22 protein-coding genes are annotated in these 26,236 nt (G+C 18.7%); 17 read left to right on the top strand and 5 right to left on the bottom strand.

Annotation, left to right across the window (positions count from 1 at the left end; all coding sequences use genetic code 11):
• Window positions 1–598 (bottom strand): type I methionyl aminopeptidase (gene map / locus GJU04_RS01150; RefSeq protein WP_168893075.1); only part of this gene is annotated, 598 nt, incomplete at its 3' end.
• Window positions 599–762: 164 nt separating this feature from the next.
• Here map and rpsB point away from each other — a divergent pair.
• The 11 genes from rpsB (at window position 763) to tilS (ending at window position 14,381) form a co-directional block, all read left to right on the top strand.
• On the top strand, window positions 763–1,470 hold the full coding sequence (gene rpsB / locus GJU04_RS01145) for a 30S ribosomal protein S2 (RefSeq protein WP_425482529.1): 708 nt from the start codon (window positions 763–765) through the stop codon (window positions 1,468–1,470).
• A gap of 13 nt (window positions 1,471–1,483) precedes the next feature.
• The gene (gene tsf, locus GJU04_RS01140; RefSeq protein WP_168893074.1) at window positions 1,484–2,290 is read left to right on the top strand and encodes a translation elongation factor Ts; all 807 of its coding nucleotides are present in this window, start codon (window positions 1,484–1,486) and stop codon (window positions 2,288–2,290) included.
• Window positions 2,291–2,350: 60 nt separating this feature from the next.
• Complete coding sequence (pyrH, locus tag GJU04_RS01135; RefSeq protein ID WP_168893073.1) at window positions 2,351–3,079, top strand: UMP kinase; 729 nt, start codon at window positions 2,351–2,353, stop codon at window positions 3,077–3,079.
• 33 nt (window positions 3,080–3,112) lie between these two features.
• Window positions 3,113–3,664, top strand: coding sequence for a ribosome recycling factor (locus GJU04_RS01130; RefSeq protein ID WP_168893072.1), 552 nt, complete (start codon window positions 3,113–3,115; stop codon window positions 3,662–3,664).
• A 91-nt stretch (window positions 3,665–3,755) separates the two neighbouring features.
• Window positions 3,756–4,493, top strand: coding sequence for a polyprenyl diphosphate synthase (uppS, locus tag GJU04_RS01125; protein ID WP_168893071.1), 738 nt, complete (start codon window positions 3,756–3,758; stop codon window positions 4,491–4,493).
• A gap of 79 nt (window positions 4,494–4,572) precedes the next feature.
• On the top strand, window positions 4,573–5,934 hold the full coding sequence (rseP, locus tag GJU04_RS01120; RefSeq protein WP_168893070.1) for an RIP metalloprotease RseP: 1,362 nt from the start codon (window positions 4,573–4,575) through the stop codon (window positions 5,932–5,934).
• Window positions 5,915–8,407 carry an outer membrane protein assembly factor BamA gene (gene bamA, locus GJU04_RS01115; RefSeq protein ID WP_168893069.1) on the top strand — a complete coding sequence of 831 codons (2,493 nt, stop codon included), beginning with the start codon at window positions 5,915–5,917 and terminating at the stop codon, window positions 8,405–8,407. Before rseP ends, bamA begins: the two co-directional genes overlap by 20 nt.
• 39 nt (window positions 8,408–8,446) lie before the next feature.
• Window positions 8,447–8,965, top strand: coding sequence for an OmpH family outer membrane protein (locus tag GJU04_RS01110; RefSeq protein WP_168893068.1), 519 nt, complete (start codon window positions 8,447–8,449; stop codon window positions 8,963–8,965).
• 75 nt (window positions 8,966–9,040) lie between these two features.
• Window positions 9,041–9,481 (top strand): 3-hydroxyacyl-ACP dehydratase FabZ, encoded by a 441-nt coding sequence (gene fabZ, locus GJU04_RS01105; protein WP_168893067.1) that lies wholly within the window; start codon window positions 9,041–9,043, stop codon window positions 9,479–9,481.
• Window positions 9,460–13,008 (top strand): DNA polymerase III subunit alpha, encoded by a 3,549-nt coding sequence (gene dnaE, locus GJU04_RS01100; RefSeq protein ID WP_246208777.1) that lies wholly within the window; start codon window positions 9,460–9,462, stop codon window positions 13,006–13,008. Before fabZ ends, dnaE begins: the two co-directional genes overlap by 22 nt.
• A gap of 38 nt (window positions 13,009–13,046) precedes the next feature.
• Entirely contained in the window at window positions 13,047–14,381 is a 1,335-nt protein-coding gene (tilS, locus tag GJU04_RS01095) for a tRNA lysidine(34) synthetase TilS (RefSeq protein WP_168893066.1), read from the top strand.
• On the opposite strand, the gene GJU04_RS01090 is transcribed toward tilS, so the two are convergent.
• From GJU04_RS01090 to GJU04_RS01080, 3 genes are all read right to left on the bottom strand, one after another.
• A complete protein-coding gene (locus GJU04_RS01090; RefSeq protein ID WP_168893065.1) occupies window positions 14,356–16,110 on the bottom strand; it encodes a proline--tRNA ligase in 1,755 nt (584 codons plus the stop codon). The two genes, tilS and GJU04_RS01090, sit on opposite strands and share 26 nt — an antisense overlap.
• A 51-nt stretch (window positions 16,111–16,161) precedes the next feature.
• A complete protein-coding gene (locus GJU04_RS01085) occupies window positions 16,162–17,052 on the bottom strand; it encodes a homoserine O-succinyltransferase (RefSeq protein ID WP_168893064.1) in 891 nt (296 codons plus the stop codon).
• Between the two features lie 118 nt (window positions 17,053–17,170).
• Window positions 17,171–17,746 (bottom strand): NifU family protein, encoded by a 576-nt coding sequence (locus tag GJU04_RS01080; protein ID WP_168893063.1) that lies wholly within the window; start codon window positions 17,744–17,746, stop codon window positions 17,171–17,173.
• A gap of 188 nt (window positions 17,747–17,934) precedes the next feature.
• Here GJU04_RS01080 and GJU04_RS01075 point away from each other — a divergent pair, with 188 nt between their 5' ends.
• The 6 genes from GJU04_RS01075 to dapE all read left to right on the top strand — a co-directional run bounded on the left by GJU04_RS01075 (window position 17,935) and on the right by dapE (window position 24,670).
• A complete protein-coding gene (locus GJU04_RS01075; RefSeq protein WP_168893062.1) occupies window positions 17,935–18,714 on the top strand; it encodes an inositol monophosphatase family protein in 780 nt (259 codons plus the stop codon).
• Window positions 18,715–18,822: 108 nt separating this feature from the next.
• Window positions 18,823–19,104 carry a BolA/IbaG family iron-sulfur metabolism protein gene (locus tag GJU04_RS01070; protein ID WP_168893061.1) on the top strand — a complete coding sequence of 94 codons (282 nt, stop codon included), beginning with the start codon at window positions 18,823–18,825 and terminating at the stop codon, window positions 19,102–19,104.
• A 32-nt stretch (window positions 19,105–19,136) separates the two neighbouring features.
• Entirely contained in the window at window positions 19,137–19,763 is a 627-nt protein-coding gene (clpP, locus tag GJU04_RS01065) for an ATP-dependent Clp endopeptidase proteolytic subunit ClpP (RefSeq protein WP_168893060.1), read from the top strand.
• Window positions 19,764–19,837: 74 nt separating this feature from the next.
• On the top strand, window positions 19,838–21,097 hold the full coding sequence (clpX, locus tag GJU04_RS01060; protein WP_168893059.1) for an ATP-dependent Clp protease ATP-binding subunit ClpX: 1,260 nt from the start codon (window positions 19,838–19,840) through the stop codon (window positions 21,095–21,097).
• A 52-nt stretch (window positions 21,098–21,149) separates the two neighbouring features.
• The gene (gene lon / locus GJU04_RS01055) at window positions 21,150–23,483 is read left to right on the top strand and encodes an endopeptidase La (RefSeq protein WP_168893058.1); all 2,334 of its coding nucleotides are present in this window, start codon (window positions 21,150–21,152) and stop codon (window positions 23,481–23,483) included.
• 26 nt (window positions 23,484–23,509) lie between these two features.
• On the top strand, window positions 23,510–24,670 hold the full coding sequence (gene dapE / locus GJU04_RS01050) for a succinyl-diaminopimelate desuccinylase (RefSeq protein WP_168893057.1): 1,161 nt from the start codon (window positions 23,510–23,512) through the stop codon (window positions 24,668–24,670).
• 113 nt (window positions 24,671–24,783) lie between these two features.
• On the opposite strand, the gene lpdA is transcribed toward dapE, so the two are convergent.
• Window positions 24,784–26,199, bottom strand: a complete 1,416-nt coding sequence (lpdA, locus tag GJU04_RS01045; protein WP_168893056.1) for a dihydrolipoyl dehydrogenase — start codon at window positions 26,197–26,199, stop codon at window positions 24,784–24,786.
• Window positions 26,200–26,236: the final 37 nt, after the last annotated feature.

The following is a 26,236-nucleotide window of genomic DNA, read 5'->3' as shown; positions in this document are numbered from 1 at the left end:
TCCCAGGTTTTAATAAAATTCCATAATCATATGCTTCATAATGTAAAATTTGTGGATCCTCATGAAAATTTTTTCCTATACCATGTCCACAATAATTTCTTACAACAGAAAAATTTTTTGATTCGACATATTTTTGAATTACCTGTCCAATTTTATATAATCTAATTCCTGGTTTTAAAATACTAATTGCTTTATATAAACTTTTTTGAGCAGTTAAACATAATAATTTAGATTTTGTAGAAATTTTATTTCCAACAAAAAACATTTTTGATGTATCACCATAATAATTATTATACAAAACAGTTACATCTATATTAACAATATCACCTTGTTTTAATATATCATTTTTATTTGAAATACCATGACACACAATATCATTTTTAGAAATACATATAGATTTCGGAAATCCATTATATCCTAAAGTTGCAGGTTTAGCTTTTTGAATTTTTGTAATATAATTATGACATATATTATTAATTTCTTCTGTACTAATCCCTGGTAATATATAATTTTCAATCATTTCTAATACTTCTGCAGCTAATTGACAAGATTTATTAATTTTTTTTATTTCTTTAGAATTTTTAATTAATATTTTCATTATTTTATTTTATAAATTTATTAATCTTATATATTAAATGTTATATTATAAATAATTAGATTAAATTTAAATATTATTAAATTTAATTAATCAAATTATTTTTTTGTATAAATATTAATTTTATAATATTATTTTAATAATATAATAAATAAGGATAAAGAATAATGTCTATATCTATTAATAAAATGTTTAAAGTAGGTGCGCATTTTGGACATCAAACTCGTTATTGGAATCCTAAAATGAAAAAATTTATTTTTAAATATAAAAATAAAATACATATTATTAATTTAGATAAAACTGTTTTAATGTTTAATAATGCATTAAAAGAACTAAAAAAAATAAGTTCTCGTAAAGGTAAGATTTTATTTATTGGAACTAAAAAAGCTGCATCTAATCTTATAAAAGAAACAGCAATTAATTGTAATCAATTTTTTGTTAATCATCGTTGGCTAGGCGGAATGTTAACTAACTGGAAAACTGTAAAACAATCTATAAAAAAATTAAAAGAATTATCATTACAAAAAAAAAATGGAATGTTTAAACAATTAATAAAAAAAGAAGTATTAACACGAAATAGAGAGTTATTAAACTTGGAAAAAAGTTTAGGAGGTATAAAAAATATGGGAGGATTACCTGATGCTATATTTGTTATTGATGCAAATTATGAAAAAATTGCTATAAAAGAAGCTAAAAAATTAAATATTCCTATATTTGCTATTGTAGACACTAATTCAAATCCTGAAGGTATTAATTTTGTTATCCCGGCTAATGATGATGCTATTCGTGCAATAAAATTATATTTATATTATGTAACTAAAGCAATTTCAAATAATAATTTAAATATTAATAATAAAAAAGAATTTATAAACTAATTAGGAGTTAAGATTGAAAATTGACATTAATAAAATTAAAGAATTAAGAAATATAACGAATATTAGTATTATAGAATGCAAAAAAGCATTAATAGTTACAAAAGGAGATATTAATAAAGCAATAGATTATATAAGGAAATATGCAAAAATAGAATCTATTAAAAAATCAAAAAATAAAACAAAAGAAGGATTAATTTTAGATTATATAACTAAAGATTTTGGAATATTATTAGAAATAAATTGCCAAACAGATTTTGTAGCAAAATCATCACAAATAATAAAATTTGGAAAAAATATTTTAACATATGTATTTAAACATCAACAAGTTAATATTTCTATATTAAGAAAAATTTTTAATCAAGAAAGAATAAATTTAATTGGAATTTTAAAAGAAAATATATATATTAATAGGTTAGGTTATATTCAAGGGAAATTTATAGGAAAATATATACACCATAGTAAACGTATCGGGGTAATAATTAGATCTAATATAGATAATGATCTATTAATGAAACAAATTTCTATGCATATAGCAATGTTACAACCTGATTATATTTCTGAAAAAAATATTCCAGAAAATATTATAAATCATGAATATGATTTACAAAAAAGTATTGCATTAAAAAATAATAAATCTAAAATAATTATAAAAAAAATAATAGAAGGACGTGTAAAAAAATTTATAAATAATATTACTTTATATAATCAAAAATTTTTATTAGATAATAATAAAACAGTATTTCATTTTTTAAATGAAAATAATATGAAAATTTTTGAATTTATATGTTTTGAATTAGGTTCAAATATAATTAAAAATTAATTGTTTTATTTATACAATTTAATAAAATATATTTTATATAAAAAATATAATAAGTACTATATGAATATTAAAACAAAAATAATTTATGATCGTATTATATTAAAAATAAGTGGAGAATTTTTACAAGGTAAAAATCTATCTGGTATAGATAATAAATTATTAGATTATATTATAAAAGAAGTAAAAAGTATTTTACCATTAGGTATTGAAATAGCAATAGTAATTGGAGGAGGAAATTTATTTAGAGGTAAATATTGTAATGGAAATAATAATTTGAAAAGAGTTTTAGGTGATCAAATTGGTATGTTATCAACAATTATTAATGGTTTATTGTTATATCAATCAATTAAAAATAAATTAATTAATGTATATTTAATGTCATCTTTACCAATACAGGGGATATGTAAAGAATATAATGCTTTTGAAGCAATGGATTTAATTAAAAAAAATATAATTGTATTAACAGGTGGTATTGGTAATCCTTTATTTACTACAGATACTACAGCATGTTTAAGAGGGATTGAATTAGAAGCTAATGCTATATTAAAAGCAACAAAAGTAAATGGGGTATATTCAAAAGATCCTATTAATTATTCTAATGCTAAATTTTTTGATAAAATAGATTATGATTATGTAATAAAAAAAAAAATTAAAATTATGGATAATACAGCTTTTATTTTAGCGCGTGATTATAATGTTCCTATACATATTTTTAATATTCAAAAACCAGGATCACTTTATAGAATTTTAACCGGTAAACTTGAAGGGACAGTAATTAAAAATAATTAAATAAAAATATATAATTTAAATTAAGGATATTATATGTATAATAATATTATAAATGATAATAAAAAAAATATGCAAAAATGTATAGATTTATTTATAGATAAAATTAATAATCTATCACAGACTAGATTATCTCCTTATTTATTAAATAATATTTCTTTAAAATTAAATAATAAATCGATATTAATTCATCATATATCTTCTATAGTTGTCGAAAATTCTTCTACCCTAAAAATAACTCCATTTGATTATACAATAATAAAAAATATAGAAAAAAGTATTATACTTTCAAATTTAGATGTAACAACTAAAATAATAGATTCTAGTATTTATGTTAAAATGCCTATTATGACAGAAACTAGGAAAATAAAAATTTTTAAAAATATAAAAATAGAAGCAGAATTTAATAGAATTAATATTCGTAATATACGTAGAAAAACAAATAATAAAATTAAATTTTGTTTAAAAAATAAAGATATAGATGAAAATCAAGAACAAAAATTATATAGTATTGTTCAAAAACAAACTACATTTTATATTAATTATATAAAAGAATTTTTAAAAAAGAAAGAAAAAGAATTATTTTAATTAGTAATTTAGATTAAAAAATAGAATTTTTTTATATTATTTATTTTTTATTTATTAGTTATAAATATAAAATTTCCAATTTTAAAAAAAAATGAAAATAAATAAAATTAGTAAAGAAAAAAATAATATTATCTCTTATCCTAATCATATTGCAATTATTATGGATGGTAATAGAAGATGGGCTAAAAAAAATAAAAAATTAAATTTTTTAGGTCATAGAAAAGGAGTTAAAACTGTAAAAAAAATAATTGGTTTATGTTTAAAATATAATATAAAAGCATTAACTTTATATGCTTTTAGTAGTGAAAATTGGAAAAGATCCAGTGATGAAGTAACATTTTTAATGGATTTATTTAAAGAAATATTAGATATTGAAACAAAAAACTTAGAAAAAAAAAAAATACGTTTAAAAATTATTGGTAATAAAAATAAATTTAATTTTTCTTTACAAAAAGCAATTATTAAAGCAGAAAATTTAACAAAAAATAATAATAATTTATTATTAAATATAGCAGCTAATTATGGTGGTCGTTGGGATATTGTAAATAGTGTGAAAAAAATTGTTGTAGATATTAATAAAGGATTATTAAATCCTGAAAATATTAATGAAAAAATTATAAATAACTATATTTGTTTAAACGATATTTCTCCCGTAGATTTAGTAATAAGAACAGGTGGAGAGTATCGTATAAGTAATTTTTTAATTTGGCAAATTGCATATTCAGAATTATATTTTACTAAAAAATTATGGCCTGATTTTAATAAAAAGGATTTTAAAAAAGCATTAAATTCTTTTATAAAAAGAAATCGTCGGTTTGGTGGAGATTAATAAAATTTATTTTATAGATAAATTTTAATTAATATATTATTAATATAGATTAAAAATCCTAATTTTAGGAGTTAAAATTTTGTTTAATATTTTATATGACATAATTATATTTATTATAACTATAAGTAGTTTAATTATAATACATGAATATGGTCATTTTTATATAGCAAGATCATTTAATATTTATATAGAATGTTTTTCTGTAGGTTTTGGTAAAAAAATTTTTCAATACCGTGATAAATATGGAACTAATTATGTGCTAAGATTAATCCCATTAGGTGGATATGTTAAAATACCTGATATTATCAGTAATGATAATATAAAATATATAAAAAAATTTAAATTATTATTTTTTAAAAAAATAAGTTTTTTTAAACAATTATTAATTATTTTAGGAGGTCCAATTGCAAATATTATTTTTGCAATATTAGTTTATTGGATAATTTTTTTTATAGGATTACCGATAAAAAAAAATACTATTAATGAAATTAATTATACTTCAATTGCTAATATAATTGGATTAAAATCTAATTTAGAAATTAAAAAAATTAATAATGTAACTATTAATAGTTGGAATTTCTTAAATTTAGAACTAAATCAATTTATTAATTTAAATAAAAAAATAAATTTAGAAATTAATAAAAAAAATTATAACTTGATTAAAAATAAAAAATTAAATATTGATAATAATTTTATAAAATTTTCAAAAGAGAAAAATTTAATATTAATGTTAGGAATAATACCTAAAGGATTAAAGATTAATCCTATTATTACATATATAATACCTGGTTCACCAGCAGATAAATCAAAATTACATATCGGTGATAAAATTTTAAGTATAGAAGGAAAAAAATTTATTAATTGGTATAATTTTCAAAAATTAATATATAATAATCCAAATAAATTTATTCATTTAAAAATAAAAAGAAAACAACAAAATATGAATTTTATTATTTTAACTTCTTTTAGAAAATATAAAAAAAATGGTTTTTTAGGTTTTTTACCACAAATAATAAGTATTAAAGATACTTCAAAAAGTATATATAAATTAAATTTAATTAAATCATTAAAAAAATCCATAAGTGAAACTTTAAAATCAATAAAATTAATTCTAAATTCTTTTATTTATTTATTAAATAATAAAAAAAATATTTATAGATTAAATGGACCTATTTCAATAGGACATATCGCCAGTATATTAGTTCGTAATAATTTTATTTATTATTTTATGTTTTTAGCTTTAATAAATATTAATTTAAGTATAATTAATTTATTTCCTATTCCAATTTTAGATGGTGGACAATTATTATTTTTAATTTATGAAAAAATTATTGGTAAAAAAATATCAAATAAAATTAAACAATTCATATATACTATTAGTATAGTTATTTTAACTATAATTATGGGGTTTACATTTATAAATGATTTTAAACAGTTTTAATAAAAAAAAATATTTTTTAAAAATTTTTAAATATTATAAATATATACTTATTTTTTTATTATTTTTTAATATTAATAATATTTGTTATTCAGCTATTTTAAAAAAAAAATCTTGTATTAAAAATATAATATATTTTGGTTTAAATAAAATTAAATTACAAGATCTTGGTATATCTTGTTATAAAGATATAAAAAAATGTATTTCTTTAAAAGAAATATCTAATATTATGCATATATTATATATAACTAATATGGTAAATAATATTAATGTTTTCCAAAATAAAAATTTTATTTTTGTAAAAATTACAGAAAAACCGATTATTAATAATATAATAGTTAAAGGAAATAAAATAATTAATAATAATATTATTTATTATTTATTAAATGAACTGAAAATAAAAAAGGGTCAAATATTAAATAATAATTTATTATTTTTTTTTAGAAAAAATATAGAATTATTCTTTTTCAGATCTTCAATGTTTTCTTCATTTATAAGAATAAAAATTCTAAAAAATAAAAATAATAAAGTTAATATTTTAATAACTTTAAAAGAAGATGGTTTTGCAAAAATTAATCAAATTAATATTATAGGTAATAATAATTATTCAACTAATTTTTTATTAAATCATTTAAAAATAAATAATAATTTTTTATTTGTTTTTTCAAAAAAAAATAAATATGAAATTAGTTATATTATTAAAATTTTAGATAAATTAAAAAATTTTTATATAAATAATGGATATGTAAAATTTAAAATCCAAAATATTATTCAAAATTTATCATTTAATAAAAAAAATGTTTATTTAATAATAAAAATAAAAGAAGATAAAAGATATTTTTATAATAAAATATTATTAGATATTGATCAAAAAAAATATTATAAACATATTAAAAATATAATTAATATTATACCAGGGACAATTTATCAAAATAAAAAAATTATAGATTTAAAATATAAAATAAAAAATTTTTTAGAAAAAAATGGATTTTTAGATTCACAAATTATGATAAAAACAATTTTAGATGACAAAAATAATAAAATAAATATAATTTTTAAAATTAATACTAATCGTCAATATTATGTAAGAAAAATTAATTTTTTAGGAAATAATTTTACTAAAGATTCTATTTTAAGAAATGAACTATTACAAATAGAAGGAAACCTAATTAATATTGAATTAATAAAAAAAACTAAAGATAAATTATTTTCTTTAGGATACTTTAATAAAGTAGAAATATTTTTTCATAAAAATCATGATTTAAATAATACAATAGATGTATTATATCAAGTAGATGAGAAAAATGAAGGATTTTTAAAGTCAGGATTAGGAATGATTCAAGGAGGTTTATTAGCATTTAATACTATTTTACAACAAAATAATTTTATAGGTACTGGATATGATATAGATATTAATTTTAGTAAAGATTTTTATCATTCTTATTTACAATTTTTTATTATGAAAAATCATCTTTTTTTTAAAAAAATTAATGCTGGTATAAAAATATTTTTAAATACAATTAATGAAGATGATAACTTGTTTTATAATTATATTAATAAAAATCAAGGTTTTTTTGGAATTTTAAAGTTTCCTATTAATAATAATTATACTATTACCAATAGTATTGGATTTATACAAAATCATATTAGTAATATTGAACCAGAATTATATCTATGGAATTATCTTAGATATATAGGATATAAAATGTATAATAAATTATATAATCATTATTTATTAGATGAATTTATAGTTAATTATTCTTTTTTATATAGTAATTTAAAAAATTTAGATATAATCCCAGAAAATGGGATACTAAGTTCTTTAAAAACATATTTTTCTATCCCATGGTATAGTAAAAATCGTAATTTTAAAATTAATTTTAATTATTCAAGATATATTCCTTTAAATTTACAAATATTTAAAAGTTATTTTAAAAATAATCCTGTAGTATTTTTATTTAAAAGCCATTTTGGTTATGGAAATGGTTTTTTAGGTGGTAAATATCCTTTTTATAAAAATTTTTATTTGGGAGGTTCTAATACAATAAGAGGATTCCAAACCAATAGTATTGGTCCTAAAGCTATATATTATTCTTCAAAAAAATATCGTTGTAATAATGGGCAAACTATCTGTTTATCTAATAATTCAATTGGAGGTAATTTTTTATTTAATTTTAATAATGAATTAATTATTCCTATTTCATTTTTAGATAATCAATATATAGAGCAAATAAAATCATCTCTTTTTTTAGATATTGGTAATTTAATAGATACTTCATGGAAAAATAATTATTTATTTAAATTATATAAAATTCCGAATTTTAATATTTTTTCACAAATCAGATCTTCAATTGGGTTATCTTTCCAATTTCATACACCTTTCGGCGATGTAAATATATCTTTTGCATACCCATTTACAAAATATAAAACAGATAAAACTCAATTTTTTCAATTTAATTTTTTAAAAAAATGGTAATTTAATTGTTAATTAAAATAGATAGGAGTAGATCATTATATGAAATATTTATTAAAAATAATCTTATTGATGACAATTTTAATTGTCCCTTTTAACAATGCTTATTGTTGTTCTAAAATAGTAATAATTAATATTGCAAAAATTTTTTATGCAATACCTCAAAAAAATAATATGTCTAAAAAATTAGAGCAAGAATTACGTTCTGATTTTTTAGAAATAGAAAAAATGAAAAAAATATTTTTATCTAAAATTGAAAAATTAAAAAATACAAAATTATCAAAAAAAGATAGAGAAATAATAAAAAAAGAGATTTTATATGATAAAAATATTTTATTAAAAAAAATAAAATTTTTTACAAAAAAAAATGCTCAAAAACAAGAACAAGCACGTAATAAAATATTAATTTTTATATATAATTTAATTAATATTATTGCAAAAAAAGGTAAATATAATCTTGTATTAGATGCTTCTGCTGTAGCTTATATGAAAAATGTTAAAGATATTACAAATGATGTAATTGATTTAGCAAATCAACAAAAGAATGTTTTTTCTTTTTAATAAAGAAAGTTTAAATAGATTAATTACAAAAAAATTATATAATAAATTTATCTTTATTAAAATAATTAAAATAATATGTCAGATATTAATGAATTATTATCTAATTTACCACATAGATATCCCTTTATTTTAGTAGATCGTATTATAGCATTTAAAAAATTTACATTTTTAAATGCTATAAAAAATATTTCTATAAATGAACCTTATTTTCAAGGGCATTTTCCTCAAAATCCAATTTATCCAGGAGTTTTATTATTAGAATCTATGATACAAACTTCAGTACTTTTATTATATAAAAGTATAAATAATAAAAAATTAAAAAAAAACATATTTTATTATCTTACTGGTATTGATAAAGTACGTTTTAAAAAACCAGCTTTTCCTGGAGATCAAATAATGATAGAAAGTAATTTAGAAAAACAAAAAAATTCATTAATATTTTTTAATAACACAGCAAAAATTAATAATAAAATTATTTGTCAATCAAAAATAATATGTATGAAAATTTTAAAATAAAAAATATGAATTATCCAAAATTTATTCACCTACATGTACATAGTGATTATTCTATTAAAGATGGCCTAGCTAAAATCAAACAAATCTTAAAAAAAAGCGTATTATTAAATATGCCAGCAATAGCCATTACTGATTTGAATAATATATTTGGTTTAATAAAATTTTATAAAATAGCTCATGAATTAGGATTAAAAGCTATTATTGGAGTAGATTTAAAAATTAAAAATTTTGAAAACATTAATTCTAATAAATATTCAATATTAACTATATTGGCAATGAATAATATTGGGTTACAAAATATTAAATTATTAATTTTTTATGCTTATAAAGATGGTTATAATGATGATTTAGGACCTGTTATTAATTATAATTTACTTAAAAAGTATAATAAAGGATTAATTATTTTATCTGGAAGTTTACAAGGAGAAATAGGAATAAATATTTTAAAAGAAAATTTCTTTCTAATAAATAAAATAATTAATTTTTTTAAAAAATATTTTTATAATTGTTTTTATTTTGAAATAACCAGAACTAATTATGATAACGAAGAAATTTATATTAATTCAATATTAAAACTATCTCAGTATTTTTCTATTCCTATAGTAGCAACTAATAATGTACGTTTTTTAAATAAAGAAGATTTTTATCATCATCAGATAAGAGTTGCAATTAATAAGGGATATAACTTAAATCAAATTAATAAAAAATCTCTTTATAATAAAGAACAATTTTTGAAAAATACAGAAGAAATGTGTTCTTTATTTAAAGATATTCCTGAAGCACTATCTAATAGTGTAGAAATATCTAAAAGATGTAATGTTTTTTTATCATTTGGTAAATATTTTTTACCAAAATTTTATATAAAAAAAAATATCTCTCCTGAAAAATATATTGTTAAAAAATCTTATATAAGTTTAGAAAAAAAATTAAAAATTTTATATCCAGAATCAAATTTATTTAAAATAAAAAAAAATATCTATCAAAAAAGATTAAATCATGAATTAAATATTATAAATAAAATGGGATTTCCTAGTTATTTTCTTATAGTTATGGAATTTGTCAAATGGGCAAAAAAAAATAATATTCCAGTTGGGCCTGCAAGAGGATCTGGAGCTGGTTCATTAGTAGCTTATGTTTTAGATATTACTAATTTAGATCCTATAAAATTTGATTTAATTTTTGAAAGATTTTTAAATATGGAAAGAATATCATTACCAGATTTTGATATTGACTTTTGTATGGAAAAACGTGATTTAGTTATCAATCATGTAAAAGAAATATACGGCAAAGAATTAGTATTCCAGATTATAACTTTTGGAACTATGACTGCAAAATCTGTGATAAGAGACGTAGGTAGAGTTTTAGGATATCCATACGATTTTATTAATCGTATTTCAAAATTAATTCCTTTTGATTTAGGTATTAATCTAAAAAAAGCATTTATGAATAATAAAAAATTATCTGATTTATATAAATCAGATAATAATATAAAAGAATTAGTTATTACTTCTATAAAATTAGAAGGCACAATAAGAAATATAGGTAAACATGCAGGGGGTATTGTAATATCCCCTGATAATATTATAAAATATACAACTATATATTGTGATTATAATGGAGAAAATATAGTTACTCAATTTGATAAAAATGATATAGAAGAAATTGGTTTAGTAAAATTTGATTTTTTAGGATTAAGAACTTTAACTGTAATTAATCATTCTGTAAATATGATTAATAAAAAATTAATTAAAGACAATAAAAAATTAATTGATATTAATAATATTATATTAGATGATAAAAAAATTTTTAATTTTTTAAAATTAGCTAAGACTACGGGTATATTTCAATTAGAATCAAAAGGTATTAAAAAATTAATTAAACAATTAAAACCAGATAATTTTGAAGATTTAATTGCATTATTAGCATTATTTAGACCAGGACCCTTACAATCAGGTATGGTTGAAAATTTTATTAATCGCAAACATGGGAAAGAAATTATTTCATATCCTGATAAAAATTGGCAACATAAAAAACTAAAACCAATATTACAATCTACTTATGGAGTTATTTTATATCAAGAACAAGTAATGAAAATAGCCCAAGTACTAGCAGGATATAGTTTAGGAGAGGCAGATATCTTAAGAAGAGTAATAAGTAAAAAACAACATAAAGAAATGGAAAAACAAAGAAAGCGGTTTTTATATGGTGCAAAAAAATTAGAAATTAATACTACCTTATCTATGAAAATTTTTGATTTTTTAGAAAAGTTTGCTTCATATGGTTTTAATAAATCTCATTCTGCCGGATATGCTTTAATATCTTATCAAACTTTATGGTTAAAATTATATTATCCTTCTGAATTTATGGCTGCTGTTTTAACATCAGAAATGGATAATATAAATAAAATTATTTATTTAATTAATGAATGTAAAAATTTAAAAATTAATATTTTACCACCTAATATTAATAATAGCTTATATAAATTTCATGTAGATAAAAATGGTAATATAATATATGGATTAGGAGCTATTAAAGGTATTGGGCAACAACAAGCTTATAATATCCTTAAAGCTAGAAAAAAAAATGGTTATTTTAAATCTATATTTGATTTTTTTACTAAAATTAATTTTAAAAAAATAAATAAAAGGGTTATAGAAGTATTAATATTATCTGGATCATTAGATGATTTTAATTTTAACAGAGGATTATTAATAAATAATTTAGAAAAAATTACAAAAATTATTAATAAATATTTAGAAGAAAAAAAAACAGGACAGATAGATTTTTTTAATAAAAAAAATAAAGTCTTATTAGAAGATAATAAATATCTTGATAATAATATTAACTTATTTTGGACTAAAAAAAATATCCTTATAAAGGAAAAAAATATTTTAGGTTGTTATTTAACAGGCCATCCATTAAAAGGATATTTAAAAGAAATTTTATTCTATACAAAAGAAAATAATATACAAAATAATCTTATTAATTTTAAAAAAACTAATAGAATACCTAAAAGAATAACAATAGGGGGTATTATTAGTAATATACGTACTTTTTATAATACGAAAAAACAAAAATTTCTTTTTTTTGATCTAGATGATAGTTCTGATATTATTGAAATACATTTATCATTAGATATGATAAATAATAATAATATTATTATATTAAATAATATTATTATAATAAATGGAATTTTATACTTTAATAATTTATTAAAATTATTTATTTGTGATGCTAATAGTATTTTAAAAATTACAACTGCTAGAAAAAAATACTTAAATAGTATAAACGTTATTTTTATAAATAAAAAAATTTTAAAAAATATGTTTTTTTTAAAAAATTTAAAAAAAATTTTATTTTTTAAAAAAAAAAATATAAAAAATATACCAATATATTTTTTTTATAAAAGTTCCAATATTAAAAATAAAATTTTTTATAAAAAATCTTATTTTCTTTCTATCGAAGAAAATAATTTTGATAAATTTATTAATTTATTAGATAATAATATTAAACTAGAATTTAATTAAAATTTTATTATTTAAATTTTAATATAAAATATTAAAATATGTTAATAGAAAAAAAAACACAAGAGATATTATATAAATATAAAAAAATATTAATAGCATATAGTGGAGGTATTGACTCTACAGTTTTGCTATATAATTTATTTAAATTAAGAAATAAATATTCCTTATTATTAAGGGCTATTCATATTAACCATAATTTAAATTATAAATCAACGTTTTGGATGAAACAATGTTTTTTGCAATGTAAAAAATGGAATATATCTTTTATATATAAAAATATATATATTAAACATAAAAACAATATAGAACAATATGCACGAAAAAAAAGGTATCAAATTTTTAAAAATATTATATATAAAAATGAAATTTTAGTTACAGCTCATCATTTAGATGATCAATGTGAAAATTTTTTTTTATTTTTAAAAAGAGGGAGTGGGCCAAAAGGATTATCAGGAATATCTAAAATTAAAATTTTTGATAATTTAATTTTATTTCGTCCATTACTTAAAATAAGTAAAAAACAAATAATTTGTTATGCTATAAAAAAAAAATTAAAATGGATAGAAGATCCTAGTAATAAAAATATAAAATATGATCGTAATTTTTTACGTAATATTATTTTACCAAAAATAACTACTAGATGGCCGTTTTTTAAAAATGCAGTTATTAGATCTATACAAAATTATAAAGAACAAGAAGAATTATTAACAGATTTAATAAATCCAATATTAATTAAATTAATACAAAAAGATAATAGTTTATTTATTAAACCATTATATAATTTTAATATAATAAAAAGAAATTTTATTATGAGAAAATGGATAGAATATAATAAATATTATTATATGCCTTCTAGAAAAATATTATCCATTATATGGAATGAAATTGTTTGTTGTAAAAATCATAATACTCCTCAAATTAAAATTGGACAATATATTATTCGTAAATATAAAAATTATTTATATTGTATAAAATATTTTCCTAATCTACAAAAAAATACTATTTTAGTATGGGATAATATTAATATCCCTCTTATATTACCTAATAAATTAGGAAAATTAATAATATTAAATCTTAATTTAAATTATAAAAAAGAATCAATATATATTAGAAAACCACATAATAATGAAATTATATATATAAGATTTAATATTTCAGAAAAATGTTATTTTAATGGAATTAAAAATAAAAAAAATATTAATTATATATGGAAAAAGTTATCTGTTCCTAAATGGAAAAGAGACCAAATCCCATTATTATTTTATAATAATATACTAATTGCAGAATTAGAACATAAATTAGTTACCAAAGAGGGTATAGCAAGTATTTTTAAAAAAGATAATTTTTTTATCTTTTGGAAAAAAATATATTAAAACATTTATTTAGTTTAATTTTGTTAAAAATAAAATCAACAATTAAATCAATAGAAATAATATTTTTGAGTCCTGTTTTTCTATCTTTATATTCAATATTCTTACCAAGAATATTATCATAATTAATAATTATGATATGTGGGACACCAATAAGATCTATATCAGCAAACATAGCACCAGGATTTAAATTTCTGTTATCAAGAATAACATTGATTCCTAATAATTTAAATTTTTTATAAAGTAAGAAAGAATATTTTTCAACTATAAAATATTTATTTATATTAATTGGAATAATTGCTACTAAGAAAGGAGCTAATAATGAATTTGGCCAATAAATCCCTTGAGAATCGTAATTTTGTTCTATTATAGCTGCAATTAATCTTGAAATACCAATTCCATAACAACCCATATATATTGGTTTTTTAATTTTATTTTTATCATAAAGATATGCATTCATTATTTTGGAATATTTTTTACCAATTTGAAAAATATGTGCTATTTCAATACTACGTTTAATTTTTACTAAATTTTTATTGTCTAGCATTAAATTATTTTTAGTTATACCCCGAAGATCTTGAATATTAGAAGGTATAGGTAAATTTATTTTCCAATTTATATTAATTAAATATTTGTCTTTAATATTAGCGCCTATAATAAAATTATACATATTAACTATAGAATAGTCCCCAATAATAGGGATTTTTAAATTAAAAGGTCCTATTGAATTTATATTTATGTTAAAAAATTTTTTTATTTCTATTTCTGATAAAATTTTAATTATTTTATTATTAATTTTTTTAATTTTATGTAAATTTAATTTATAATCAGCTCTTATTAATAAAGCAATAAAAGGATTTATTTTATCCGATGTTTGTATAATATTTGTTTTAATAATATTTTTTATTGATGAATTACAAATTTTAGCTAAACTTTCATAGTTTAAACAATTTTTTAAATTTAATATTTTTTTTTTAAGAATTTTTTTTTTATTTATATTATTTTTTTTATAAATAAAATATTCTCCTAATTTTTTATTGAAGAATAATTTTTTATCTTTAGATAAATAAATTGAATTTTCTCCATTTTGAGAAAAAATATGAAATTCATGAGAAATGTCACCTCCAATAACATTATTATCTGCTTTTTTAACTAAAAAATTTATATTAATAATATTAAATATTTTTTTATAAGTTTTTAGTACAATATTATAAGTTTCTTTTAAAGAAAAATCATCCATATGAAAAGAATAACTATCTTTCATTAAAAATTCTTTAGCACGTATAACTCCTAATCGTGATCTAATTTCATCTCTAAATTTTGTTTGAATTTGATATAAGTGAATAGGTAAATATTTATATGATTTAATTTCATTTTTTATTAAATAAGTTATAACTTCTTCATGAGTAGGTCCTAAAATAAAACTATGTTTTCTACGATCTAAAGTTTTTAATAATTCATCACCATAATCATTTATACGTCCACTTTGTTCCCATATATTACTTGGATGTAATATAGGTAATAATAATTCTATTGCTCCTATATCTTTCATAAAATAATGTATTATTTTTTTAAAATTATTAATTACTTTTAATCCAGTAGGTAACCAAGTATATATTCCTGAAGATAATTTTCTAATCATTCCTGCTTTAATCATTAAAGAATGACTATTGATATTGTTATCAAGTATTTTATTTTTAGATGTAAAAAATAAATATTTAGTTGTTAACATTTAAACTCCTTGTAAAATTAAATATTTTTAAAAAAATTATATAAAATATTTTTATTTATAAAATAAATAATTTAACCAATTTAAAAATAATAAATTCCCATGACTTCTCCAATTATTTTTTGGTATTAATTTTTGATTATTAAAAGGATAATAATTATATGGTATATTAATATTTAATCCATTTTGTAAATCATTTAAATATTCTTGATTTATTGTTAAAGCATCATATTCTGGATGACCAGTAATAAATATATATTTATTATCATTACTTGAAAAAATATACACACCAGCTTTCCTTGAATAAGAAATAATTTTAAAATCAGTATAATGTTTTATAAAATTTAAAGAAAAATCAGAATATCTAGAATGAGGGACAAAAAAATAATCATCAAATCCTTGAACTAAAAAATTTTTTTTTAATAAAATTTTATGCTTAAAAATACCTAAAATTTTTGATTTATTAATTTTTTTTGGTATATTATATAATATGTTTAATATTGCTTGGACAGACCAGCATATAGAAAAAATAGAATTAACATGTTCTTTTGCCCAATGTATAATTTTTACAAATTCTTTCCAATATCTTATATCTGTAAAATTAATTAATCCTAAAGGAGCACCTGTAATAATTAAACCATCATAATATTTATTATCTATTTGATCTAAATTTAGATAAAATTTATTAATATGATTAATTGATAAATCATTAGATGATTTATTATCTCGTATAGATAATAATGATAAATCTATAAATAAAGAAGAATTAGATAATAATCTAATTATTTGATTTTCTGTTTCAATTTTTTTAAACATTAAATTTAAAAAAAGTATTTTTAATGAATTTGAATGTTTTTGATATTTTTTAGATTTTATTAATAAAAATATATTTTCTTTTTTTAAAAAATTAATAGCAGGTAATTGTTTTGGAACTATTACTGGCATATATCTTTATTCCTTATTTAAATATTTAATAAATAAATATTTTTTATATTACTAAATTAGTAAGTATATATTTTAAGAATCATAAAATATTTAAATAAAAAATGATATATTTATTTACTTAATAATAAGAAAATTTATTTTTTTTATGAGATGTTACATCAAGTACTCCTTTTATTTTTGGAAAATTATATATTATTTCTTTTTCAATCCAATTTTTTAACGTATGATTACTCATTGAACATCCTTGACAACCACCATGAAATTCTAATAATAAAATATTATTAATTGTTATATTTTTTAATATAATAAATCCTCCATGATTTAATAATTTGGGATTAATTATATTTTTCAAAAAATTATTAATATCTTTTTTAAGATTTTTTATATTTTTAATATTTTTTATTTTTTTATTATTTAGAATAATAAATTCTAATTTTGTAGATAATTTTTTTTTTATAAAATCTATTTTTATATCTTCTAAAAATTTAGAACTACTATATTCTACAAATATATTTAGTTTTTTAAAATTTAATTTAATATCATTATTTTTAATTTTTTGTATATTACAAAAAGAAACATTTCCTTTAAATATATTATTTTTAATTAAAACTGAAATTCTAATACATATATTTTTATTTTTTTTAGATAATAATTTTAAAAAATATTCTTGTGCTGATTGTGTTATTTGTAACATAATTAATAAACAAATTATTAAAATATTTATTTTAATAATAAATGTTTTTTTTAAAAAAACAATATTTTTTATAAAAAATTTTTTATTAAAAAAATATTTTCAATATTAATTTTTTATTATAAAATAAAAAAATATTATTTAATTATTCAGTTTATAATATTATAATAAATATAAATGAGAAATAATATATGCGTTATCCAATGCTTAATATTGCTATACGTATAATACGAAATATTGGAAATTTTATTATAAAAAATTATGAGATACAAAGTATCAATATATTTGATAGTAATTATGATAGTAATATTTTTATAAAAAAAATTAATAAAAATTTAATTAATATAATTACTAAAATATTTTATAATATATATTCAAAAAATATTATTATTTTAAATAAAGAAAATTTTTTTATTATTAAATATAAAAAAACTACATGGATTATCAATCCTTTAGATGGGATTATGAATTTTTTAAAAAAAATACCTCATTTTTCAATATCTATAGCTATTTGTATCAAAGAAAAAACAGAAATTGCTTTAATATATGATCCATTAAAAAATGATTTATTTACTGCAATAAGAGGTAAAAATGCTCAATTAAATGGATATAAATTACGTTGTGATATATATAATAAAGAAAATAATTTTTTATTATTTGCATTAAATACTAATTATTTTTTTTTAAAAAAAAATAATATTAATCTATTTAATTTATTTAAAAATAATTTAATTGGAATAAGAATTAGTGGTTCTTTATCTTTAGATTTAGCTTATTTAGCTGCAAATAAAATTAATTGTTATATTAATAATAATGTAAAAAATTTTAATTATTTACTTGCTGGTGAATTAATAATAAAAGAATCAGGGGGATTAATAACAGATTTTATTGGAAATTATAATTATAAAAATTCTTCTAATATATTAGCTGGTAATTCTAATATTATAAAATTAGTAATTTCTAATATTTAAAATATTTTATAAAGTATATATATTATTAACTTTAATAATATTAAAATATTTCTTATAGGATAATTTATTATCTTTAATAATATTAAATATTTTGGAAATACAATAATAATGATTATAAAAAAAATAAAAAAAAAAATAATATCTAAATTACAACCTATATATTTAAAAATTAATGATAATAGTCAATATCATAATCATATAAATAATAATATTAAAAATTTAATAACTCATTTAGAAATTATTATTGTGAGTAATGTTTTTAATAAAACAACATTAATTACTAGGCATAGACTAATTTATCATATTTTAGGGAAAAAAATAAATAATATTCATTCATTATCATTAAACACTTATACATTATCTGAATGGGAAAAATTTCAGAATAAATAAAAATTTATAACATTTTTTATGAAAGGATAATAATGTCATATAAAAAAAATAATGAAATTATTCAAAAAAATCAAATTAATACAATTCCAATTGTAATCGAAAATACCTCAATAGGAGAAAGATCATATGATATTTATTCTAGACTATTAAAAGAACGTATTATTTTTTTAACTGGACCTATCGAAGATAATATGGCAAATTTAATAGTTGCTCAAATTTTATTTTTAGATTCACAAAATTCACAAAAAGATATATTTATATATATAAATAGCCCCGGAGGTATCATTACATCAGGAATGTCTATTTATGACACTATGCAATTTGTAAATTCTGATATTAGTACACTTTGTATCGGTCAAGCATGTTCCATGGCTGCATTTTTATTAGCTTCTGGTAAAAAAAAGAAAAGATTTTGTTTACCTAATTCTAGAATAATGATACATCAACCTTTAGGTAGTTATCAAGGACAAGTAACAGATATAGAAATTCACACTCAAGAAATTTTAAGAATTAAAAATTCTATAAATAAACTTATGTCATTACATACAGGAAAATCTATTTCAATTATTGAAAAAGATACAAATAGAGATAGATTTTTATCAGCGCAAGAAGCGATAGAATATGGTTTAGTAGATAATATTATTACGAGTAAAAAATAATATTTATATTTTTTAAATTTTCTAAAATATAAATTATAAAATTTATTGTTTTATTTATTAAAATGAGGTTTTTAATGACATATAATAAGGAGAATGTAAAAATAAAATTTTCTTGTTCCTTTTGTAAAAAAAATCAAGATGAAGTAAAAAAAATAATTTCAAGCAATCAATCGGTTTTTATTTGTGATGAATGCGTTAAATTATATTATAATATTTTAGAAGAACAAAGTATCAATAAAAATAATATTTTTTTTAAAAATAAAAATTTGGAGTTTATGACTCCACATAAAATTTTTGATTATTTAAATAATTATATTATTAGTCAATCACATGCTAAAAAAATACTTGCAGTATCTGTATATAATCATTACAAAAAATTAAATAATTATAATAAAAAAAATAATATAATTGAAAAAAGTAATATTCTTTTATTAGGTCCTACAGGAAGTGGAAAAACATTATTAGCTGAAACACTTGCACGTTTTCTTAACGTCCCATTTGCTATTACTGATGCAACTACTTTAACAGAAGCTGGATATGTTGGAGAAGATGTAGAAAATATTATACAAAAATTATTACAAAATGCTAACTATGATATAAAAAAAACAGAATATGGTATAATATATATTGATGAAATTGATAAAATTGCACGTAAATCAGAAAATGTTTCTCTTACTAGAGATGTTTCTGGAGAAGGTGTACAACAAGCTTTATTAAAATTAATTGAAGGTACTATTGCTTCTGTACCTCCAAAAGGAGGACGTAAACATCCCCAACAAGATTTTATCCAAATAAATACTAAAAATATTTTATTTATTTGTGCAGGTTCTTTCTATGGATTAGAAGATATTATTTCTAATAGAATTAATATAACAACTAATATAGGATTTCATTCGAAAACAAAAAAAAATATTAATAAAATTAAAAATAGATATAAACTTTTAAAAAAAGTACTTCCAGAAGATCTAATTAAGTTTGGCTTAATACCAGAATTTATAGGAAGATTACCTATTAGAGTTGCATTAAATGAACTTAACGAAAAAAAATTAGTACAAATCTTGTTAAAACCTAAAAACGCTCTTATTAAACAATATAAAATTTTATTTGAATATGAAAATATTAAATTAGAATTTGATAATAGTGCGATTAAAGCAATTGCTAAAAAATCTATTGTATTAAATACTGGAGCTAGAGGATTAAGATCAATTTTAGAAAAATCATTATTAAATATAATGTATGATATGCCTTCAATAAAAAATATATATAAAATTAAAATTAATAGTGAAGTTATTGATAATTTATCTGAACCTATTATTAAATATAAAAAAAATTAATTATTTTATATATATAGATATTTTTAACATATTTTAATAAAGAGAGAAATGTATGAATTCTGAGCATTCAGAAAAAATTATAATTCCTGTTTTACCATTACGTGATGTTGTTGTATATCCACATATGGTAATTCCTTTATTTATTGGAAGAGATAAATCTATTCGTTGTTTAGAAGCTGCTATGAATAATGATAAAAAAGTTATGTTAGTTGCACAAAAAGATGCATCTAATGATAATCCTAGTTTAAATGATTTATTTACTGTTGGGACAATTACTTCTATTTTACAAATGTTAAAATTACCTGATGGTACTGTTAAAATTTTAGTAGAGGGATTACAAAGAGCAAAATTAACTATTGTATTTGATAGTGATAGTTATTTTACAGCACAAATAGAATATTTATCTTCTCCAATTCTTAAAACTAAAGAACAGGAAATTTTAATAAGAACATCTATTAATCAATTTGAACGATATACAAAATTAAATAAAAAAATTCCTCCAGAAGTATTAAATTCATTAAATAATATTAATGAAGCTGCTAAATTAGCAGATACTATAGCAGCACATCTTCCTTTAAAATTATCTAATAAGCAATTAATATTAGAAATGTCTAATATTAATGAAAGATTAGAATATTTAATGGCTATTATGGAATCTGAAATTGATTTATTACAAATAGAAAAAAAAATTCGTAATAGAGTTAAAAATCAAATGGAGAAAAGCCAAAAAGAATATTATTTAAATGAACAAATGAAAGCTATTCAGAAAGAATTAGGAGAAATAGATGAACATCCTAATGAAAATGAAATTTTAAAAAAAAAAATAAAATTAGCAAAAATGCCTAAAGAAGCAAAGGAAAAAACATATTCTGAATTAAGAAAATTAAAAATGATGTCTCCTATGTCTGCAGAAGCAACAGTAGTACGAGGATATATAGAATGGATGATACAAATACCATGGAATATAAAAAGTAGATTAAAAAAAAAATTATATAAAGCAAAGAAAATCTTAGATAAAGATCATTTTGGGTTAGAATCTGTTAAAGAACATATTTTAGAATATTTAGCTGTTCAAAACAGATCTAATAAAATTAGAGGACCTATCTTATGTTTAGTAGGACCTCCAGGTGTAGGAAAAACTTCTTTAGGAAAATCTATTGCAAGAGCTACAGGACGTAAATTTATTAAAATTGCATTAGGAGGTATTAAAGATGAAGGAGAAATTAGAGGCCATCGTAGAACATATATTGGTTCTATGCCTGGGAAAATTATTCAAAAAATGGTAAAAGCAGGAGTAAAAAACCCATTATTATTATTAGATGAAATTGATAAAATATCATATGATATGAGAGGAGATCCTGCAGCAGCCTTATTAGAAGTTTTAGATCCAGAACAAAATATTGCTTTTAATGATCATTATCTTGAAATAGATTATGATTTATCTAATGTTATGTTTGTAGCAACGTCAAATTCTTCGATACATATACCATTACCTCTTCTCGATAGAATGGAAGTTATTAAAATTACAGGTTATACAGAAGACGAAAAATTAAATATAGCAAAAAAATATTTATTACCAAAACAGTTTAATCGTAATGCTTTAAAAGAAAAAGAATTAATTATTAATGATAGAGCTATTATAGATATAATTCGGTATTATACTAGAGAATCAGGAGTTAGAGGATTAGAAAGAGTTTTGTCTACATTATGTAGAAAAACTGTCAAAGCTATTTTAATAGAAAAAAATATTAAATCTATTAAAATAGATTGTTTGAATTTAAAAAAATATTTAGGTGTAAAAAAATTTGATTATGGTAAAGCAGAAAATGAAAATTTAATAGGGCAAGTTACTGGCTTAGCATGGACAGAAGTTGGAGGAGAATTATTAACTATTGAGGCTGTATGTATACCAGGTAAAGGGAAATTAACATATACAGGATCTCTTGGAGAAGTTATGCAAGAATCAATACAAACAGCTTTAACTGTAGTAAAAGCAAGGACAAAAAAATTAAATATTAATATTGAATTTTATAAAAACATAGATATTCATATACATGTTCCTGAAGGAGCTACCCCAAAAGATGGACCTAGTGCAGGTATATCTATGTGTACAGTACTTGTATCTAGTTTAACTAATAATCCTGTAAAAGCTAATTTAGCTATGACTGGAGAAATTACTTTAAGAGGTCAAGTATTAGCTATCGGGGGGTTAAAAGAAAAATTATTAGCTGCTCATAGAGGAGGTATTAATATAGTTTTAATTCCGGAACAAAATAAAAAAAATTTAGAAGATATACCAAAAAATATTATTACAGATTTAAAAATTTTAACAGTAAAAAATATTGAAGAAGTATTTTTATTAGCTTTACAAAACAAACCATATTAATATTTTAATTTAAAGTAAAATTTTATATGTTAAAAAAAATTGTTAATTTAACTAGACAACTTATTAAATGTCATTCTATTAGTCCTGATGATGCAGGATGTCAAAATATTTTGATTAAACTTTTAAAAAAATTAAATTTTAATATAAATTTAATAAATATTAAAGATACAAATAATTTTTGGGCAATACATAATAATCATAAAATTATGTATAATACTTTAGTTTTTGCTGGACATACAGATGTAGTTCCTCCTGGGGAAGTTACTAAATGGAAATTTGATCCTTTTAAGGCTATTTTAGATAAAAATATTTTATACGGTAGAGGAGTTTGTGATATGAAAGGTTCTTTAGCCGCAATGATTTTTGCGGCTAAAAAATTTATTACAAAATATCATGATTATAATGGGCGTATAGCTTTTCTTATTACTTCAGATGAAGAAGGTAATGCAACAAATGGTACTATTAAAATTATAAATCATTTATTAGAAAAAAAAGAAAAATTAGATTTTTGTATTTTAGGTGAACCTACAAGTAATAAAATTATTGGAGATAATATTAAAAATGGAAGAAGAGGGTCATTAAATATTAAATTAAAAATAATAGGTATACAAGGACATGTTGCATATCATAATTTAGCAAAAAATCCTATTCATATGGTTATCCCTTTACTTCATAAATTAATATTAATTAATTGGAGTAAAAAAAATAATTTATTTCCAGAAACTAGTATGCAAATAACAAGAATTAGTTCAGATATTAAAAATAATAATATTATACCAGGAAATATTATTATATTTATAAATTTTCGATTTAATAATGAAATATGCTATCAAAATATATTAAAAACTTTTAATAATATTATAAGAAAATATATAATAAAATATGAAATTAAATGGGAATTATCAGGATTACCATTTTTAAGTACTTCAAAAAATTATATAAAAGAAAAAAATTTAATAGAAATAGTCAAAAAAAGTATTTATTCAATTAATCATATATATCCCACATTAATTAATAATGGAGGGACTTCTGATGGGCGTTTTATAATAAAAACAAAAGCACAAATTGTTGAATTAGGTTTAATTAATTCAACTATTCATAAGATTAATGAACATGTTAATATAAATGATTTATATATTTTATATAAAATATATTATAAAATAATAAAAAAAATTTTTATTTTTTAAAATAAAAATTTAATTTAAAATTAAAAATATCTTTACTATATAAAATATTTTAATAAAAAATTAAATTATTCTTTTGAAATGTAATTTCAAAAATAAAATTTTTATAATAAAAATTATTTATTAATATTAATAATATCTGTTACTGATCCTGTATATATTTCTGCAGCTATACCTATAGATTCATAAAAAGTTGGATGTGCATGAATGGTAAGTGCAATATCTTCTATATCACAACCCATTTCAATAGCTAAACTTATTTCACCTAATAATTCTCCTGCATTATATCCAATAATACTACCTCCTATAATTCTATTAGAATTTTTCTCTACAATTAATTTAGTTAATCCATCTTCCTCATTAGAGGAAACTGCTCTTCCTAATGAATTCCAAGGGAAAGAAGCAATTTTATAATTGATATTATTTTTTATAGCTTTTTTTTCTGTTATACCTACCCAAGCTATTTCTGGATTAGTATAAGCTATTGATGGGATAACTTTAGGAATAAAGTAATGATTTTTCCCAGCAATAACTTCTGCAGCTAAATGTCCTTCATGAATACCTTTATGTGCAAGCATAGGATTTCCAACAACATCACCTATTGCATATATATTAGGAATATTAGTTCTCATTTGATTATCTACATTAATAAACCCATAATTATTAATTTTAATTTTATTAAATTTTTTATTAATATAATTAGAGTTAGGTTTTCTACCTATAGCAATAATAATATTATCATATTGTTTTGAATAAATAGATTTATTATTATCAGTCATATGAACTTGTAATAAATTATTACTATCTATTGATAGTACTTTAGTACCTAATAATATATTAAATTTATTTTGTATATTTTTTTTATATACCTGCATAATATCATCATCAACTTCTGGTAAAAAATTATTTGAAATATCTACTATATCTATTTTAGATCCAAAAGATTGATAAATTGTTGCCATTTCTAAACCAATAATACCACTTCCTACAATCAGCATTTTTTTAGGAATTTTTTTTAAAAATAATGCATCTGTAGAATTCCAGATCCTATGATCTTCATAAGGAATAAATGGTAATTTAATAGGATGTGAGCCAGTTGCTATTATTGCATTTTCAAATAAAATTTTAAGAGTTTTACTATCATAATTAATAATATTTAAACTATTTTCTGTTTCAAAAAATCCCATTCCATTTATAATATCTACATTACGTTTTTTTGAAAGAAAATTTAACCCATTAGTTAGTTTATTAATAATATTATATTTAAATTTAATAATATTATTAATATTAATTTCAGGGATATTGTTAAAAATTCCATTTTTTAATAAATTTTGATTTTCTTTGATAATTTTTGCAATATGTAATAATGTTTTAGAAGGAATACACCCTACATTTAAACAAACTCCACCTAAATTTTTATAATTTTCAACTATTATTGTTTTTAATCCTAAATCACTACAACGAAAAGCTGCAGAATATCCTGCAGGTCCTCCCCCAATTACAACAACTTGAGTTTTTATTACATTATTCATGATATAATCTCTATTAATTAATAATTAATATGTTTGA

It is taken from the genome of Enterobacteriaceae endosymbiont of Donacia marginata, assembly GCF_012567685.1.
GTDB lineage: Bacteria > Pseudomonadota > Gammaproteobacteria > Enterobacterales > Enterobacteriaceae.
Note: the sequence above shows the minus strand (reverse complement) of the source record. Positions and strands in the feature narration are given on the sequence as shown.